The organism is Alkalibacillus filiformis (genome assembly GCF_030814115.1).
In the GTDB taxonomy this organism is placed as follows: domain Bacteria; phylum Bacillota; class Bacilli; order Bacillales; family Alkalibacillaceae; genus Alkalibacillus; species Alkalibacillus filiformis.
Window position 1 is genome coordinate 208,724 of record NZ_JAUSUP010000001.1, and the last position, 16,707, is coordinate 225,430.

Genomic DNA, 16,707 nt, shown 5'->3' on the forward strand with positions numbered 1-16,707 from the left:
GATAAAATTTCATGAGCGCTGATAAAAAGTTGTGAGCGCTGATAAAATTTCATGAGCGCTGATAAAATCTCAATAGCGCTGATAAAAAGTCACGAGTGCTGATCAAACTCCATGAAAGCTGATACAAAAAACGATTCCTTATATAAACAGGCTGTCCCAAACTAAGACAGCCTGTTCATTTTATGACTCTTCACGTTTCTTTCGTCTTAATGGATAATTACGTGCTTCTTCTCTAAATGCTTTCACGAGTGAGAAGATGATTAATATGAGCACGAAGGCAAATGGGAATGCAGCTATAATCGATGCTGTCTGTAATGCACCTAAACCACCTTGCCATAATAACACAGCAGCAGTTGCTGATTGTACAACACCCCAAGAGAGTTTTACTCTTAAGTTCGGATTTAGACTTCCACCTGTCGTTTGCATCCCTAATACAAATGTGGCTGAGTCAGCAGACGTGATAAAGAATGTACTAATTAATAAGATTGTTAAAAGTGTTGTGATGAGAGAAAAAGGATAATTTTCTAAAACAGTAAATAATGCTCCTTCTTCACCTACTTCTTCAACGACTGATTGAATGTTCATGTCATGATGATATTCTAAAGAAATTGCTGATCCACCAAATGCTGAAAACCATAAAGCACCAAAAATTGTCGGGACAAGTAAAACACCAATTACAAACTCGCGAACTGTACGCCCTCTAGAAACTCGGGCAATGAACATACCTACAAACGGTGCCCAAGCAATCCACCAAGCCCAATAGAAAATAGTCCAGCCTTCTAACCATTGTGTATCATCAGGACTAAATGGTGTTGTTCTAAAACTCATTGAAGGTAAATTTTGTACGTAACTTCCGAGCGTTGTTGTGAAGTAGTTCATAATAAAGTTTGTTGGTCCTGCAAAGAGCATGAATAAAAGTAATACAAACATTAAAATGATATTTGTCGTACTTAAATATTTAATCCCTCTATTTAATCCTGTTAATGCTGAAAGCATAAATAAAACAGTAACTACAGCGATAATAATTAATTGTAGGTAAACGGTATTTTCGAGGTTTTCGTTAACGAAACCTAAACCACTACTTATTTGTTGCGCTCCTAAACCTAACGATGTAGCTACACCAAAAATTGTTGCGAAAACTGCAATTGTATTGACAATAGTTCCATAAGTGTTATCCATTTTATTTCCGAACAATGGTTTTAAAGTACTGCTAATTAGGCCTGGATAATCTTTTCTAAACTGAAAATACGCTAAAGCAAGGGCTAAGATAGCATAGATTCCCCATGGATGTAATCCCCAATGGAAGAAACTATAACGCATTGCAACTCGTCCTGCTTCGCTTTGATCTGCTACGTCATAAGGTGGAGCGTTAAAATGTGAAATAGGTTCTGCAGCTCCCCAGAATACTAAACCAATCCCCATACCTGCGCTAAAAAGCATTCCGAACCAAGTTAAGTAATTATATTCAGGCTCATCTCCGTCTTTACCTAAAACGATATTCCCATATTTTGATACAACTAAAAATGCAGCAAATATGAGAAAGGCCGTAGCGGATAGTAAGTAAAACCACCCAAACTTCGAAACTAAAAACCCTTGAATGTTAGTAGTCACTTCGTTAAGGTTCCAATTCGGCCACGTCTCTTCAGGTATAACACCCCAAATAATAAATAAAATAGCAATCGCAAGGGATATATAAAACACTTTAGTTACCGATTCTCTCATCATGATCAACCTTTCTGTTCATCTTAAGATGCACACAAGTCATACTAATTTGTTTTTAGTTTTGTCCATGGTTAACTTTAAATTCATGGAAATTTTTTTAGATTAAAATCGACAAAATTTATATTTATTTCTTAATGTAGTGTTATATAATGGGTTTATACATACAGAGGGGGACTAGACATGAGGAAGGTTATTTTTATTGCACTGCTCGGAATGTTTGTTATGTTAGCAGCATGTAGTGATGAAATAGAACAAACAAACGAACACGAAGAAGAACCTGTTGAAGAACAAGAGGAAGAAGAAAAAGAAAATGGAAAAGAAGAAGAGGTACGAGAAGAAGACTCTGAAGAAGATGAACAAGAAGAAAATGATGAGGTAGAAGAGGAAGTTGAAGAAATTGAAGAAGACCAAGAGCCTCAATATGAGATGACAGAGAGTTGGGCTTTTTCCCCAATAGATGATGCTAACCCAAGTGTTGTCTTACTAACGATTGATGATGCGCCAGATGGTCAGGCTTTAGAAATGGCAGAAACATTAAAGGCACTTGATGCTCCAGCGATTTTTTTCGTTAACGGTATTTTTATGGAAAGTGAAGAAGATCAGGAAATAGTAAGACAAATTCACGAGATGGGTTTTGCAATTGGAAACCACACATATAGTCATCAAAACTTGCAAAACATTTCTGAAGAAGAGCAACGTGAAGAAATTATTAGTTTAAGTGATATGATTGAAGAAGTTATAGGTGAGAAGCCTAAGTTCTTTAGAGCACCGCATGGGGCTAACACTGATTTTGCACGTGATTTAGTTGAAGGTGAAGGTATGCTCTTAATGAATTGGACGTACGGCTATGATTATTTTGAGCCTTATATGGAAACAGAAAAACTGGCTGAAGCGATGATTACAGGTAAAGCGCCTGAGATCGATGTTCCTAACTCACTATTAAGAGATGGTGCGAATTTGTTAATGCACGATCGTGAATGGACAAATGAAGCTTTAGAAGAAATTGTTGAAGGACTACGTGACCAAGGTTACGAAATGTTGGATCCTAATTTAATCTTGACACCTGCAGACGAGTAAAGAGTGGAGTAATCCGCTCTTTTTTTATATCTATAATGTACTACTATATGACAGTTAATAAATAGTATGATACAAATAATTAATTTATATAACCTATTGCAATAATTAGTATGACATAATATACTATTAATAACTTAATTGTTATATCACTGTCTGAAAGGGGAATTTGAATGGGTACGATTGTATGCTCAAGCTGCCAGCGTGTGATTGATCATTTCGATTATGAAAAGGTAACGGTATTATATAGTAGCCATTGTTCTTGCAAAAAGGATAAAAAATAAATAACATTGCAACCGCTTACAAAAAATGTTTGGTGCGCATTAAGGTACATGTTCAATCATGTGCCTTTTTCTTTTTTACTTTATTGGTGTGCCTATTTAAAAAATGCTATACTACTTAGCAAGGGAGTGGTAATTGGTGGCAATACGAACTAAAGTTACAGAAATGTTAAGTATTGATTGGCCTATTATACAAGGTGGTTTGGCTCATTTAGCATATGCTGATTTGGCCGCTGCTGTCTCGAATGCTGGTGGACTTGGTCAAATTACAGCAATGAGTTTGCCGAGTGATGAAGCATTAAGAGAAGAAATACATAAAGTAAAACAAATGACTGACCGAGCTTATGGCGTTAACTTTGCAATCGGTCAAGGGTACAGTTCTTTTGAAGAGCGAGTACAAATCGCTATTGATGAAAACGTCCCTGTTATATCAATTACTGGCGGTAATCCTAAACCAGTTTTGGACCTAGTGAAAGGGACAGGTATAAAAACATTGGTATTAGTTGCTGCAAAACGACAAGCAATTAAAGCAGCTGAGCTTGGTGCTGATGCGGTGATGGTTGTCGGACATGAAGGTGGAGGCCATTTAGGTCGTGATGACATTGGAACATTTGTCTTGACGCCTGAAGTAGTTGATGCTGTTGATGTACCTGTAATAGCATCAGGAGGTATAAGTGATGGACGTGGGTTAATGGCAGCTTTAGCATTAGGGGCGGAAGGTATAGAAATGGGGACACGGTTTATTGCAACGAAAGAATGTGTCCATGCTCATGAACAGTATAAACAAGCATTATTAAACGCCGATGAGCAATCTACAGTTTTAATTAAAAAATCACTAGGTCAACCAGCTCGAGCAATCAAAAACGAATGGACCAATCAAATATTAAAATTAGAAGCACAAGAAGTGGGTTATGAAGGATTGAAAGATTATATTAGTGGGAATGCTAATAAACGTTATATTTATGACGGAGTCGAGTCTGAAGGGTTTGGTTGGGCAGGTCAAGTTGCTATGCGAATTCAAGAAGTTCCGACTGTTCAACAACTCTTCACTCAAATCGAGGATGAAGTTAACAAAGTACAAGAAAAGTGGAAAAACAGCTAGAGAGGTGAGCAAATGAATTATCATTATCCAATTGATCCTGAATGGTCGACAGAGCAAGTCATGGATGTCGTGCAATTTTTCAATACGGTTGAAGAAGCTTACGAAGGTGAAGTAGAAAAAGAGAAAGTGTTAGACCATTATAGTAAATTTAAGAAAATTGTTCCAGCTAAAGATGAGGAAAAAACGATGTTTAAAGAGTTCGAAAAACATTCAGGCTATACACCTTATAAAGTGGTCAAAAAAGCACAAGAAGCTGAACAGAGTGAAAACGTCACGATGAAATAAAAAGACCCCAAAAGTAGCTCTTTTGGGGTTTTGACACATTAATTTTGAACTTGTTTTGTTAAGTTATAAAGACTCATTACCGTTTCCATTGTTTCTTCGCAAGCTTTAATAAACGTGTCACCATCTTGTAGTCGTTCATCATGACGGTCAAATGTTTGACCACAAAGGATCTCGGCTTTTTTGACGTTTTCGAGTCGATCGACAAGTTCATCAAATTGTCCGTTCTTCATATCAACATGTGATATAGTATCAGGCTTCATGTGATCTTTAGACCAAACGAAATGATCTGGAATATTATTTAATACATCTTGCTTATTGTTTTTTAATTGTCTTGCAAAGTCGCCTTTTATTGGGCTTTCATAAATGACAGCAAACCAAACAAAGACATGTGATTCCCACATACCAATTTGAAAATGTGGTAACTTTTTATAGCCGCGCTTATTGCTTGCTAACGCTGCCCAAGTATCATTCGGTGGGTTTGTTTTACGGCGAGCATGTTTGGCAACGTGGACAAACATTTCATCACCAGCTAATGAAGATACTGTTGGTTCGATCGTTTCAGCGATAGTTTGTAATTTCGGCGATACACGACTTTTAAGTTCAGTCATACGTTCATCTAATCCATCAATTGTAAATACATCGAAGTCAGCTTGTTCAAATCCTCGGAAAGTCGTCATAAAATCGCTCCTTTATTAAATTGTTTTTATTATTACTTTAAACATATTCTAACATAAATCGACGTTTAATACTTAATGAGACACATAGTGCGTTTGAGTACCATTATTATAATTCGTAAAACACATTTGTAATCAGAGAAAAGGGGTTACTTACAATATGAGTCAACAATCAGTAGAAGAAATTAAGGCAAATGCAAAACAGTGGATTAGAGAAGCTGGTGATTTAATTAAAAGTCATATGAAAAAGCCATATGAAGTTGATACTAAACAGGACCGCAAAGACTTAGTGACAGAAGTTGATCAAAAAACTGAGCAATTTTTTATTGATCAGATTCTTTCCCAATATCCTGACCACCAAGTACTAGGCGAAGAAGGGATGGGGGATGAAGTTCAATCTTTAAATGGAGTTGTTTGGATTATTGACCCAATTGATGGCACGATGAACTTTGTCCACCAGGAGCGGTTTTTTGCCATTTCAATCGGTATTTATTTTGATGGTATAGGTGAAGTTGGTTTAATTTATGACGTGATGGATGATGTTTTATATGAAGGAGTTAGAGGAGAAGGTGCTTATAAAAATGGCAAACGTTTAAACCCAATTGATCCTGAGAAACATTTAGAAGATGCCCTAATTGGTCTTAACAACTCTTGGGCAATTCCTAATCGTAAACTGAATGAAGAAAAAATTCATGACCTTGTTAGGAAGGTTAAAGGAACCCGGTCTTATGGTTCTGCGGCGTTAGAGTTTGCTTTTATTGCTGAAGGAATTATCGATGCATATATTACGATGCGTTTAGCACCGTGGGATATTGCAGCTGGAATGATTATCGTTAATGAAGTTGGTGGCATTACGACGCGTGTGGATGGTACAGATGTTAACATGTTAACTGGAAATACAGTCATTTGTGCGAATAAAGCGATTCACGATGAGCTTCTTGATTTCATTGAAACGAAATAAAAAAAGCGCTGATCCTTATTAGGAAGCGCTTGATTCATTATTCTTCTTCGTGTTTCTTTTGGTAATCACTTTTAAACTTAAAACCTACACCCATTAAGGCGAATCCAGCGAAGAGGAATAGAGCGAATAGTTCATAGCTACGATAACTAATAACAATAGCTGAAGCGATAAAACATGCTACAACAGCTATAGCTAATAAAAGCATTTTAATTTCATGTTTCATTGTCTTCACCTCATCATTTTAAGTGTACATGATGTGACAAAATTTGAAAACATTCATTTTATATATGGCGTTAATTTTTTCATTTTAGTATGATGATAAAGGAGCGTAGTTATAGAGGAGGAAGGATATGGATACAGAGTCAGTACAAGCGGCTGAACAGCATTTTAGTTTTGCACCTATTGAAAAATATTTTCTCGTAGATATAGGTGGGACAACTGGTTTTTGGTTGTTGTTTTTAACGATTGCTGTTTTTGCAATCATCACATATAAATTAGGGTTTGCTAAGCAGTTGCCAGTACTTAAGTCGTTAATGGTTTACATACTGCTTGTTATTGGTTGTTTCTTATTAATATTGTTTGCGATTTTCTCATTACCCATTGTTGAAGTATTAATCATCATTTCATTAGTATTAGGGATTTATCGATTCAGACTACACCGAGAGAGAAAAGAACAAGAAGCTAGTAGTTAATAAATTAAAAGGCTGTCCTCATACTATGCCTGTATGAGGGCAGCCTTTCTATCTAATGTAATCCTCAGTTTGTTCTTCTTCATATAAGTTAAAGTTGTTACTCTGTTTACGTTCATGGGTTTTATCTGAAATGCGCTTAGAACATTCGTCGCATAAATAAGACAACTTGCGCTTTTTGCGTAATTGTTTAGCTAGTAGCGAATAAGATTCGATTTTGTCTACACGGTCACATAAAATACATTTTGCGCGCAATAGTTTCACCTCTTTTTTTATAACGTATACTGTTTTCTGACATTGTAACATGTTTTAAGTTTATATGGGAAAGAGGTTATATGTTTTAAACTGAACAAAACGGGAATGACATTGATAAGTAAGCAAAAACTATTGGTTATTACGAGGAGGCATTGATATGGCTAAGAAACTCATTTTATCATCAGTGATCGCTGCAGGAGCAGCATTGACATCATACGTACTAATTGATGAGAACAGACGTAATGAAATAAAGCAGAAAGTGAAACAAGTTAAAGAGTCGTTTAATGGTAATGATACTAATTTGCCTATAGAAGAAGCAGGAAACCCTGAGTTAGATGACATAGAAAACTCTGAGATGGTTGCTGAAGGTTCGCAGTTTGGCGTTCAATATTATAATGAAGTAAAAGCAGAGAATTAAAAAGCTCCCATCATTGGGAGCTTTTTTAACTAATTAGATTCAATTTCTTCAGGATCTACTTCATGATCTAATTCTTGTTCTTGTCGTTCTTGTTCATTTTCAATTCTTTCCTCATAAGGTGCAGCAGGACGTTGTTCAGTTGGAGGGGTTTCAGGAACATAACGCCCGACTAAGTTAGCAATTTCGTCGACAATAACGTGTCTTGCACGACCTTCTTGAATTCCTCTGTTAATTTCATTTAAACGTGAAACGATATCGCCATCTGCCATCACGAAAGCATAATGACCGTATGGGTCGTCCTTAATCGCTTCAGCAACTGTATATTTCACACTTCCTACGCGTGAGCGATCTAAGTCGTCAGTCACATCGATCCCAACGACTGTATACGACCCGAAAACTACGGCTGTCGCACGTTGTACTTCATTCACATCGGAAGCAATTTGTGATAAACGTTCCGCTGCCTCCATGTTAGTGTGTTGGCGATTTTGTTCAATTTCTGAATCTTGAACTTGTAGAATATGGTCATTATTAAGGTCATCATTTAGATTTTGATTATTTTGCCCTTGTTGAGCACAAGCCGTCACCAGTAATAATGATAAAGCGGTAATCGTTAAAAGTTTGTATCGCATAAAGAAAACTCCTTTTTACCTTATTTTCCGGTAAAAAAGAGTTTTTATGATTAGTAAATATAGTTAATTATACGATGGAGATTTTTTCAACACCTTTGTAAGGTGCATCTTTATTGGAACCATCATTTAAAATGACGTGAATTGGGCCATCTTCTGTTAATGGTTTTCCATCAAGTGAGAATAATAAATACGATTGTTCTAACTGTTCAAATGAAATTGTTTCATCACCTTCAGTTGTATGTAAAATCGCTTGTTTAGCATCATCACTTGGTTCAGAATTTTTCAGAAAGTGATGTAGCGGCATTACATAACTGTTTTCTAATACTTTTTTTCGGTTGTATCGAGTAACGCTTTGATTTACAGGGGGCCTTAACTTTTGCTGATACTCATTACGGTCCCACACTTGTTGTTGGTCACTCTCAGAGTTTACGTCTTCTGATACACCGAAAGCCTCATTCAATTCAATTTTGCGATCATCAAATATCCATACAGTTGGATCTAATGTAATAGGAAACCCAACATTACCTTGAATTTGTACGATCATATTTTAGGACACCTCTTTCTAGGAAAATACTTATAACAAGTAAATAAATTTTAACATGCATTATAAATTATATCGAAAAATAGTGATAAATGCATTAAGGAGAGATGATAATGTCACTTATGACAGAAAAAGACTTAGAATATTGGCTTGAGCATGTGCGTATTTACGCGAATAACGGTGAAGTAGCTGATTATATTCCAGCACTCGCTAATCAGCAACCTGAAATAAATGCGGCTGCTTTTTATGCATTAAAAGGTGAGTGTTACACAGCAGGACAATTTGAATACACATTTACGATTCAAAGTATATCGAAAGTGTTATCTTTAGCGTTGGCCTTAATTCAACATGGTGAAAATGCAGTTTTTTCTAGAGTGGGGAAAGAGCCATCGAGTGATCCTTTTTATTCCATAAGAAAATTAGAACTAGAAGACCCAGGAATCCCTTTGAACCCGATGATTAATGCTGGGGCTTTATCAGTTACGAATATGATTAGAGGTCGTGACTCAGATGAAATGGTGAGTGAATTATTAGCACTAGTTAGAAGGTTATGTGATGATGATTCGATTTCATATGATGAGAAAGTAGCTAAATCTGAAATGGAAACAGCATTTTTAAATCGATCTTTGGCTTATTTTATGAAGCAAAATGGAATTATTACGGGTAGTATAGAAGAGTTAATGGATGTTTATACGAGGCAATGTGCGATAAAAATGAACGTCAAGCAGCTCGCACGTGTAGCGGCTGTTTTTGCAAATGATGGTAGGGATCCGGTAACTCTTAAGCCATTAATCCCTTTAACTGTTGCACGAATTTGTAAAACATTTATGGTTACGTGTGGTATGTATGATTATTCTGGAACGTTTGCAATAAATGTCGGAATTCCGGCAAAAAGCGGTGTTTCAGGAGCGATTATGGGGGTAATTAAAGAAGAAGGCGGGATTGCTGTATTTGGTCCAGCTTTAGATGAACAAGGGAATAGTGTAGTTGGTATACGCTTATTAGAAAAATTAGCAGAAGAGAAGCATTGGTCAATTTTTTAAAAAACAATTAGATGATTTGCATTTTAGTTAGTTACAAGATAGTATAATAAAATAGATAGGATTAATAGGTGAGGGGGAATTCTCATGTCATCGAATGTAGCGCTTGAAGAAAATGAACAAGCACTCGCCCTCTTAAAGGCAGATGCGGATAAAATATTACAACTGATTAAAGTGCAAATGGATAATTTAACGATGCCTCAATGTCCTCTTTATGAAGAGGTTTTAGATACACAGATGTTTGGACTTTCTCGTGAGATTAATTTCGCCGTCCGTCTAAATTTAATTAAAGAAGAGACAGGCAAAGAAATTATGGAAAATTTAGAACGAGAATTAAGCGCGTTACATGAAGCTGCACAAGCTCAAAAATCATAAGTCAACTCAAACTGATGAACAAATCATTAGTTTGAGTTTTTTTATTTGAGTGAACAATAAAGTGCAATGATAAAATTAGACAAAAACCACATTTTATTGTAATCTAAAAAATATTCAGACAATAATAGTGAATGATTATTCATTTTTGTGAAGGAATTTGTTAAAAAATGTAGAATTATATTTTGTGGGTGTGGAATTACACGAATGGAGGTTTTAACATGACAGAAATCAAACCATTTAACAAAGTATTAGTTGCTAATCGCGGTGAAATTGCGATTCGTGTCTTTAGAGCCTGTACTGAAATGAACATTCGTACGGTTGCCATTTATTCTGAAGAAGACACTGGCTCTTATCACCGCTATAAGGCAGATGAATCTTACTTAATTGGTCAAGGTAAAAAACCAATCGATGCTTACTTAGACATTGAAGGAATAATTGAATTAGCTAAAGAAGTAGAAGTTGATGCGATTCACCCAGGTTATGGATTTTTATCAGAAAATATTGAATTCGCAAAGCGATGTGAAGAAGAAGGTATTACGTTTATTGGACCTTCAAGTGATATGCTTCATACGTTCGGTGACAAAGTAAGAGCACGTGAAGCGGCGGTCAGAGCTGACATTCCAGTCATTCCAGGAACAGATGGACCTGTATCGTCTTTAGATGAAGTAGAACAATTTGTTGATCAACACGGTTTACCAATTATGATTAAAGCTGCCTTAGGTGGTGGCGGTCGTGGTATGCGCATAGTCCGTTCAAGCAGTTCGTTAAAAGACTCATATGAACGTGCGAAGTCAGAAGCGAAAGCTGCTTTTGGTAATGATGAAGTTTATGTTGAGAAATTAGTTGAAAAACCGAAACATATAGAGGTTCAAATTTTAGGTGACAATGAAGGTAATATCGTTCACTTATATGAAAGAGACTGTTCCGTCCAAAGAAGACATCAAAAAGTAGTAGAAATCGCGCCAAGTATTTCTTTAGATGAACAGCAACGTGAAGAAATTTGTGATGCAGCTGTCAAACTTATGGAGTCAGTAGATTATATAAATGCAGGGACTGTAGAATTCCTTGTCACAGAAGATGAGTTCTTTTTTATTGAAGTCAACCCGCGTGTACAAGTAGAGCACACAATCACTGAAATGATCACGGGTATTGACATTGTTCAGTCACAAATTCGTATTGCAATGGGGCATACGCTACATAGTCATGAAGTAGGAATCCCTGTGCAAGAAGACATGATGACACATGGTTATGCCATTCAATCACGTGTAACAACAGAGGATCCACTTAACAGCTTTATGCCAGACACAGGTAAAATTATGGCTTATCGTACTGGTGGTGGCTTCGGTGTTCGTCTAGATGCAGGTAATGGTTTCCAAGGGGCTGTTATTTCGCCACACTATGATTCGTTATTAGTTAAAGTTTCTACATGGGCTTTAACGTTCGAACAAGCTGCTCACAAAATGGTACGTAACTTAAAAGAGTTTAGAATTCGTGGAATTAAGACGAATATTCCGTTTTTAGAAAATGTTATTTTACACAACGACTTTATTAATGGCTCTTACAATACGACGTTCATTGACTCAACGCCAGAATTGTTTGTATTTCCTAAAAGACACGACCGTGGTACAAAATTATTATCATATCTAGGTTATACGACGGTTAATAGTCCTGCTGCAACTGGCGTTGAGAAAAAACCACTATATCCAGAACCAAGGTTGCCAGAAGTAGGGAAACATTCTCAGTTTGATTATGGGACGAAACAATTATTAGATGAAAAAGGACCTGAGGCGGTCGCAGATTGGCTTAAAGAGCAAAAAGAAGTGTTATTAACGGATACGACATTCCGTGATGCGCACCAATCACTATTAGCGACACGTGTCCGTTCGAAAGACTTATATAAAGTTGCAGAACCTACAGCAAAACTGTTGCCAAACTTATTCTCTGTAGAGATGTGGGGCGGTGCGACTTTCGATGTATCATATCGCTTCTTAAAAGAAGACCCGTGGGAGCGTCTGCAAACTTTACGTAAAAAGATGCCAAATGTATTGTTCCAAATGTTATTACGCGCGAGTAATGCGGTAGGTTATAAAAACTATCCAGACAACGTCATTGAAGACTTCGTAGAGAAGAGTGCAGAAGCAGGCATAGACGTATTTAGAATTTTCGATAGCTTAAATTGGATTGAAGGTATGAAACCTGCAATTGAGGCTGTTCGTAAACAAAATAAAGTTGCAGAAGCATCGATTTGTTATACAGGTGACATTTTAGACTCTAAGCGTGATAAGTATGATTTAGACTATTATGTCAGAATGGCTAAAGAGCTTGAAGCGTGTGGAGCACATATTTTAGGCATTAAAGATATGGCTGGTTTACTAAAACCAGAAGCGGCTTACAAGCTAATTAAAGCATTAAAGGAAGAGATTTCAATCCCGATCCATCTACACACGCATGACACAAGTGGTAATGGGATCATGATGTATGCTAGAGCAGTTGAAGCTGGAGTTGATGCAGTGGATGTTGCGGCTAGTTCTATGGCTGGTAATACGTCACAACCGAGTGCGAATAGCTTATATTACGCATTAGAAAATAACGAACGACAACCACAAGTCGATATTGAATCGTATAATTTACTTGCTCGTTATTGGGAAGATGTTCGTCAATATTATAATAACTTTGAAAGTGGTATGAATGCGCCACACCCTGAAGTGTATTTTCACGAGATGCCTGGTGGCCAATATAGTAACTTGCAACAACAAGCGAAAGCAGTTGGACTAGGTGAACGTTGGGATGAAGTAAAAGAAATGTATCGTACGGTAAACGATATGTTTGGTGATGTTGTTAAGGTAACTCCTTCATCCAAAATTGTTGGTGATATGGCGTTATTTATGGTGCAAAATGACTTAACTGTTGATGATGTTTATGAGAAAGGTGAGTCACTGGATTTCCCTGATTCCGTTGTCGAGTTTTTCCAAGGTTATATTGGACAGCCGTACCAAGGATTCCCGAAACAACTACAGCGTATTATTTTAAAAGGACGTCAAGCGATCGAAACAAGGCCAGGTGTAGAATTGAAGCCTGTGAACTTTGAAGCATTGAAAGAACAACTTTACGAAAAGTTAGAGCGTCAAGTAACGCCTTATGAAATTATTTCTTACGCTCTGTATCCAAAAGTGTTTCTAGACTATCAGAAGTTTGTGGATCAATATGGAGATGTTTCTGTATTAGATACACCAGCATTTTTACACGGTTTAAGGTTAGGTGAAGAAATTGCTGTTGAAATAGAGCAAGGTAAGACGCTAATGGTCAAGCTCGTTTCAGTTGGCGAAGCCCAAAAAGATGGAACGCGTGTCGTTTATTTCGAGCTAAATGGTCAGCCGCGTGAGGTGATCGTCCGCGATGAAAGTGTACAAGATGTTACTTCTAGTCGAGTAAAAGCAGATGATCAAAACCCGTCCCATATTGGTGCATCAATGCCTGGAACAGTCGTTAACGTATTAGTAAAAGAAGGTGAACAAGTTAAGAAAAATGATCACCTTATGATTACAGAATCAATGAAAATGGAGACGACGATCCAAGCGCCATTTGATGGGAAAGTTAAACAAATCCATGTTCGAGATGGAGAAGCGTTAGAAACAGGAGATTTACTCATAGAGGTTGAATAATTTGTTAAACACCAACCAGTTTAAACTGGTTGGTGTTTATTATGAAAAAACGCTCTAAAATATTTGTTGGGGTAGCTGTACAATTTTTAAATTACTGTAAAGGGTGTGTGTCTTTTACCTGAACCGTTGGTATCATGTGATCCGCTCTCGGTGGACGCTTGCACCCACAGGGTACAAGTGCAACATCCGCTCAAACTCCCTTACGGTCGTTTATCACGGTGTTTTCTATGCAGGGGCACGGCTTGAGCCTCCTCGGCCCAAAAACGGGGCCTGTGGGGTCTCGAGTCACGTGCTGTTCCCGCAGGCGTCGCCACCTTCGCTCCTCACCTGATACCAACTCTGTGCTTTAACCAAGAAACATGTACAAGGACACATGGCATAAATAAGGAGTGCTCTTAAGGTGCTGCACCCCAAAATTTAGACCGTCCAGGTCGTCATGGCAAAGGCCAGGGTGAGACCCCGCGGATGCACCTGCGTCTTCTAGCTAATCTTCGAAGCAGGCTTCCTCGGTGCAAAGCACAAGAAGATTACTCGAAGTAGTAGCTTGGCTCACCAGCCGCCCTGGCATAGAAAACAATGCGACAAGCGACCGTAGGATGCTTGAGCAGATGTTGCCCTTGTGCCCTGTGGGTAAAAGCGAAGCATTTCGATGAAGCGGTGATAAAAAATAAACCCGAACGAAGTCAATACATGATTTCGTTCGGGTTTTGTGCATTAATGCTTAGTTTGGTCCCAACCTCACCTTGCAAAATACTATTTTTCTTTTTTAACAACTCTTAATGCAAGCATAATGAAGTAACATAATAATGCGAAGAAAAGTGAAATCATAATAGCGTGCATTAGAGCAATTACAGGATTTAAGATAGTAATAATGATCAATGCTCCAAGAACAACTTGAGCAAAGATTAATAGTGTTGCGATTAGCCAACCTCTAACAAGGAACTTTTCATGGCGATGATTCTTATATATGTGAATCAATAACCCAATTACCCAAATAAATAGGACTCCAGCTAATACTCTATGACCCATTTGAATTGCTTGTTCGAGTGAATAAGCTCCAATATTGAAAGGTTGATCATTAGAACAAAATGGCCAACCACCACAGACTAAGCTTGATTGTTTATGTCTTACTAATGCACCCGTATAGACGACTATTAACGTATAAACAAACAAACTATAAAAATGAATTCTAATACTTTTTGGTATGTTTATTGTAGCGGTATTAAATGTTTTATCTAAGTTAAAGATAATAGTAGCTAATAAAAATACTGACGCAAACGAAATTAATGATATACCAAAGTGTAATGCTTTTATTAAGTCAGATTGTTCAAATAAAACAGCTCCTGCACCCAATAGTGATTGGATCACAATGAAAATTAACGTAACGATTATTAAAAACTTTGTTTCTCTTACATGACGGAAATGTTTCCAAGCTTGATAGGATAATAACAGAATAATAATAATCGCTAAACCAGACACTAAACGGTGACTGTACTCAATAATAAGTTCTAAATTTATATTAGAAGGGATAATTTGTCCATGGCATAATGGCCAACTTCGACCGCAGCCTAAACCTGAGCCAGTCTTGGTTACAAGAGCTCCTCCGACTAAAACGAACAGCATAGAGATTACTGATACGATTGCAGTAACTTTTGGGTGGAATATTTTTTTCATTTTTTATTTACACCTCACCTTTGCCTGAGAAGCTTCTCTATACATCTTAATATAGAATGACTATAACCGAAAATATATTTCGTTACAAATTTATAACAATTAATTGAAAGAGAAAGATTTAATTGAGAAAAGTTGATTTATAGTTACATAAATGACAGAAATATGCTAATTTATTCTTTGAATATATTTCTCACATTTTTTTCACATATTCTTCACAACTTAATCCTTTTTATATGATTAAATAGATGTGTAGGTAATTACATGGTACAATGTCTATGTAAATAAAATTTAAATTTCTACAAAATATGACTTGATTATATATGGCTGAGAGGAAGGTCGAAACAGTATGAGTGAGCCTCGCTCTTTTGGAACGACAACAATAAAGATAGTGGATAGTCCTCAAACCAATCTAAAAACGTTATGGACTGATTTTCTTGCATTAATTAAAATTGGTATTATCAATTCTAATTTAATGACAACATTTGCTGGTTTTTGGTTAGCATTATATTTCACAAACCAAAGCCCACTGAATCATTGGCAATCATTTGTGCTTGTTATGCTGGGAACTGCTTTAGTTATAGCTGGCGGATGTGTTATTAACAACTATTACGATCGAGATATTGATTTTAAGATGTCTAGAACGAAAGCACGTCCAACAATAACGGGGACTATACCTTTACCTGTAATATTAGGACTTGGTGCTGCATTTACAATTATAGGGTTGATCACATTATATTTTGCTTCACCAATAGCAGCATTGTTTGGTTTTATTGGTTGGGTATTCTATGTATTGTTGTATACAATGTGGTCAAAGAGAAAATATACAATTAATACAGTAGTTGGTAGTTTTTCTGGAGCTGCACCACCTTTGATTGGTTGGGCAGCAGTTGATAGCACTTTACATCCGGCTGCATTTGTATTATTTTTGATTATGTTCTTATGGCAAACGCCACACTTTTTGGCACTTGCTATTCGTAAGAAAGATGAATATTCAAAAGCAAACATCCCAATGTTACCATCTGTTCATGGTAATGGCATTACAAAACGACAGATGTTCATATATACTATTTGTTTATTACCACTACCGTTTTATTTCTTTTCACTCGGTTTGGCATTCATCATTTTTGCCACATTATTAAATGTCGGGTGGTTAGCATTAGCTGCTTACGGTTTTAAAATGAATGATGATGATCAATGGGCAAAATGGATGTTTATTTATTCACTAAATTATTTAACACTGTTTTTCATTGGATTGGTTGTTGCAACAATCCCATCATTTCTGTGATTCAATTAAGAAGAAGCATACTTTTTACTTTTTCTTAATT

At 36.7% G+C, this 16,707-nt stretch carries 18 protein-coding genes; 11 read left to right on the forward strand and 7 right to left on the reverse strand.

The window, feature by feature from the left end:
* Window positions 1–180: 180 nt before the first annotated feature.
* Window positions 181–1,722: a glycine betaine uptake BCCT transporter gene (locus J2R98_RS01245; protein WP_307065322.1), complete on the reverse strand. Its 1,542-nt coding sequence runs from the start codon at window positions 1,720–1,722 to the stop codon at window positions 181–183.
* 180 nt (window positions 1,723–1,902) lie between these two features.
* On the opposite strand from J2R98_RS01245, the gene J2R98_RS01250 reads away from it, so the two are divergent.
* From J2R98_RS01250 to J2R98_RS01265, 4 genes are all read left to right on the forward strand, one after another.
* Window positions 1,903–2,799 carry a polysaccharide deacetylase family protein gene (locus tag J2R98_RS01250; RefSeq protein WP_307065324.1) on the forward strand — a complete coding sequence of 299 codons (897 nt, stop codon included), beginning with the start codon at window positions 1,903–1,905 and terminating at the stop codon, window positions 2,797–2,799.
* 170 nt (window positions 2,800–2,969) lie between these two features.
* Entirely contained in the window at window positions 2,970–3,080 is a 111-nt protein-coding gene (locus J2R98_RS01255) for a GapA-binding peptide SR1P (RefSeq protein ID WP_307065327.1), read from the forward strand.
* 136 nt (window positions 3,081–3,216) lie between these two features.
* Complete coding sequence (locus J2R98_RS01260; RefSeq protein WP_307065329.1) at window positions 3,217–4,179, forward strand: NAD(P)H-dependent flavin oxidoreductase; 963 nt, start codon at window positions 3,217–3,219, stop codon at window positions 4,177–4,179.
* A 12-nt stretch (window positions 4,180–4,191) separates the two neighbouring features.
* A complete protein-coding gene (locus J2R98_RS01265) occupies window positions 4,192–4,464 on the forward strand; it encodes a UPF0223 family protein (protein ID WP_307065332.1) in 273 nt (90 codons plus the stop codon).
* Window positions 4,465–4,502: 38 nt separating this feature from the next.
* Here J2R98_RS01265 and J2R98_RS01270 read toward each other — a convergent pair whose 3' ends face one another.
* Window positions 4,503–5,141: a YktB family protein gene (locus J2R98_RS01270; protein WP_307065334.1), complete on the reverse strand. Its 639-nt coding sequence runs from the start codon at window positions 5,139–5,141 to the stop codon at window positions 4,503–4,505.
* Between the two features lie 157 nt (window positions 5,142–5,298).
* Between J2R98_RS01270 and J2R98_RS01275 the strand changes: the two genes are divergently transcribed.
* Window positions 5,299–6,099, forward strand: coding sequence for an inositol monophosphatase family protein (locus J2R98_RS01275; protein ID WP_307065336.1), 801 nt, complete (start codon window positions 5,299–5,301; stop codon window positions 6,097–6,099).
* A 37-nt stretch (window positions 6,100–6,136) separates the two neighbouring features.
* Here the strand turns inward: J2R98_RS01275 and J2R98_RS01280 are convergent, their stop codons facing one another.
* On the reverse strand, window positions 6,137–6,322 hold the full coding sequence (locus tag J2R98_RS01280; RefSeq protein ID WP_017186022.1) for a DUF5325 family protein: 186 nt from the start codon (window positions 6,320–6,322) through the stop codon (window positions 6,137–6,139).
* Window positions 6,323–6,449: 127 nt separating this feature from the next.
* On the opposite strand from J2R98_RS01280, the gene J2R98_RS01285 reads away from it, so the two are divergent.
* Window positions 6,450–6,791 carry a YlaH-like family protein gene (locus J2R98_RS01285; protein ID WP_307065338.1) on the forward strand — a complete coding sequence of 114 codons (342 nt, stop codon included), beginning with the start codon at window positions 6,450–6,452 and terminating at the stop codon, window positions 6,789–6,791.
* Window positions 6,792–6,839: 48 nt separating this feature from the next.
* Here the strand turns inward: J2R98_RS01285 and J2R98_RS01290 are convergent, their stop codons facing one another.
* Complete coding sequence (locus tag J2R98_RS01290; RefSeq protein ID WP_307065340.1) at window positions 6,840–7,043, reverse strand: YlaI family protein; 204 nt, start codon at window positions 7,041–7,043, stop codon at window positions 6,840–6,842.
* 157 nt (window positions 7,044–7,200) lie between these two features.
* On the opposite strand from J2R98_RS01290, the gene J2R98_RS01295 reads away from it, so the two are divergent.
* Complete coding sequence (locus J2R98_RS01295; protein ID WP_307065342.1) at window positions 7,201–7,461, forward strand: YbyB family protein; 261 nt, start codon at window positions 7,201–7,203, stop codon at window positions 7,459–7,461.
* 29 nt (window positions 7,462–7,490) lie between these two features.
* Here J2R98_RS01295 and J2R98_RS01300 read toward each other — a convergent pair whose 3' ends face one another.
* Complete coding sequence (locus J2R98_RS01300) at window positions 7,491–8,090, reverse strand: YhcN/YlaJ family sporulation lipoprotein (RefSeq protein WP_307065345.1); 600 nt, start codon at window positions 8,088–8,090, stop codon at window positions 7,491–7,493.
* A gap of 67 nt (window positions 8,091–8,157) precedes the next feature.
* Complete coding sequence (locus J2R98_RS01305; protein WP_307065347.1) at window positions 8,158–8,634, reverse strand: molybdopterin-binding protein; 477 nt, start codon at window positions 8,632–8,634, stop codon at window positions 8,158–8,160.
* Between the two features lie 110 nt (window positions 8,635–8,744).
* On the opposite strand from J2R98_RS01305, the gene glsA reads away from it, so the two are divergent.
* From glsA to pyc, 3 genes are all read left to right on the forward strand, one after another.
* On the forward strand, window positions 8,745–9,674 hold the full coding sequence (glsA, locus tag J2R98_RS01310; RefSeq protein WP_307065349.1) for a glutaminase A: 930 nt from the start codon (window positions 8,745–8,747) through the stop codon (window positions 9,672–9,674).
* 84 nt (window positions 9,675–9,758) lie between these two features.
* Window positions 9,759–10,046 (forward strand): Fpa/YlaN family protein, encoded by a 288-nt coding sequence (locus J2R98_RS01315; RefSeq protein ID WP_307065351.1) that lies wholly within the window; start codon window positions 9,759–9,761, stop codon window positions 10,044–10,046.
* 218 nt (window positions 10,047–10,264) lie between these two features.
* Window positions 10,265–13,708, forward strand: coding sequence for a pyruvate carboxylase (pyc, locus tag J2R98_RS01320; protein ID WP_307065353.1), 3,444 nt, complete (start codon window positions 10,265–10,267; stop codon window positions 13,706–13,708).
* Between the two features lie 753 nt (window positions 13,709–14,461).
* On the opposite strand, the gene J2R98_RS01325 is transcribed toward pyc, so the two are convergent.
* A complete protein-coding gene (locus J2R98_RS01325) occupies window positions 14,462–15,382 on the reverse strand; it encodes a COX15/CtaA family protein (RefSeq protein ID WP_307065355.1) in 921 nt (306 codons plus the stop codon).
* 346 nt (window positions 15,383–15,728) lie between these two features.
* On the opposite strand from J2R98_RS01325, the gene cyoE reads away from it, so the two are divergent.
* Window positions 15,729–16,667 carry a heme o synthase gene (gene cyoE / locus J2R98_RS01330; protein WP_307065358.1) on the forward strand — a complete coding sequence of 313 codons (939 nt, stop codon included), beginning with the start codon at window positions 15,729–15,731 and terminating at the stop codon, window positions 16,665–16,667.
* The last annotated feature ends 40 nt before the right edge of the window (window positions 16,668–16,707 follow it).

Coding starts and splice junctions, on each gene's coding strand:
- J2R98_RS01245 (WP_307065322.1), bottom strand. CDS start 1,722: ATGAGAGAATCGGTAACTAAAGTGTTTTATATATCCCTTGCGATTGCT.
- J2R98_RS01250 (WP_307065324.1), top strand. CDS start 1,903: ATGAGGAAGGTTATTTTTATTGCACTGCTCGGAATGTTTGTTATGTTA.
- J2R98_RS01255 (WP_307065327.1), top strand. CDS start 2,970: ATGGGTACGATTGTATGCTCAAGCTGCCAGCGTGTGATTGATCATTTC.
- J2R98_RS01265 (WP_307065332.1), top strand. CDS start 4,192: ATGAATTATCATTATCCAATTGATCCTGAATGGTCGACAGAGCAAGTC.
- J2R98_RS01270 (WP_307065334.1), bottom strand. CDS start 5,141: ATGACGACTTTCCGAGGATTTGAACAAGCTGACTTCGATGTATTTACA.
- J2R98_RS01275 (WP_307065336.1), top strand. CDS start 5,299: ATGAGTCAACAATCAGTAGAAGAAATTAAGGCAAATGCAAAACAGTGG.
- J2R98_RS01280 (WP_017186022.1), bottom strand. CDS start 6,322: ATGAAACATGAAATTAAAATGCTTTTATTAGCTATAGCTGTTGTAGCA.
- J2R98_RS01285 (WP_307065338.1), top strand. CDS start 6,450: ATGGATACAGAGTCAGTACAAGCGGCTGAACAGCATTTTAGTTTTGCA.
- J2R98_RS01295 (WP_307065342.1), top strand. CDS start 7,201: ATGGCTAAGAAACTCATTTTATCATCAGTGATCGCTGCAGGAGCAGCA.
- J2R98_RS01300 (WP_307065345.1), bottom strand. CDS start 8,090: ATGCGATACAAACTTTTAACGATTACCGCTTTATCATTATTACTGGTG.
- J2R98_RS01305 (WP_307065347.1), bottom strand. CDS start 8,634: ATGATCGTACAAATTCAAGGTAATGTTGGGTTTCCTATTACATTAGAT.
- glsA (WP_307065349.1), top strand. CDS start 8,745: ATGTCACTTATGACAGAAAAAGACTTAGAATATTGGCTTGAGCATGTG.
- J2R98_RS01315 (WP_307065351.1), top strand. CDS start 9,759: ATGTCATCGAATGTAGCGCTTGAAGAAAATGAACAAGCACTCGCCCTC.
- pyc (WP_307065353.1), top strand. CDS start 10,265: ATGACAGAAATCAAACCATTTAACAAAGTATTAGTTGCTAATCGCGGT.
- J2R98_RS01325 (WP_307065355.1), bottom strand. CDS start 15,382: ATGAAAAAAATATTCCACCCAAAAGTTACTGCAATCGTATCAGTAATC.
- cyoE (WP_307065358.1), top strand. CDS start 15,729: ATGAGTGAGCCTCGCTCTTTTGGAACGACAACAATAAAGATAGTGGAT.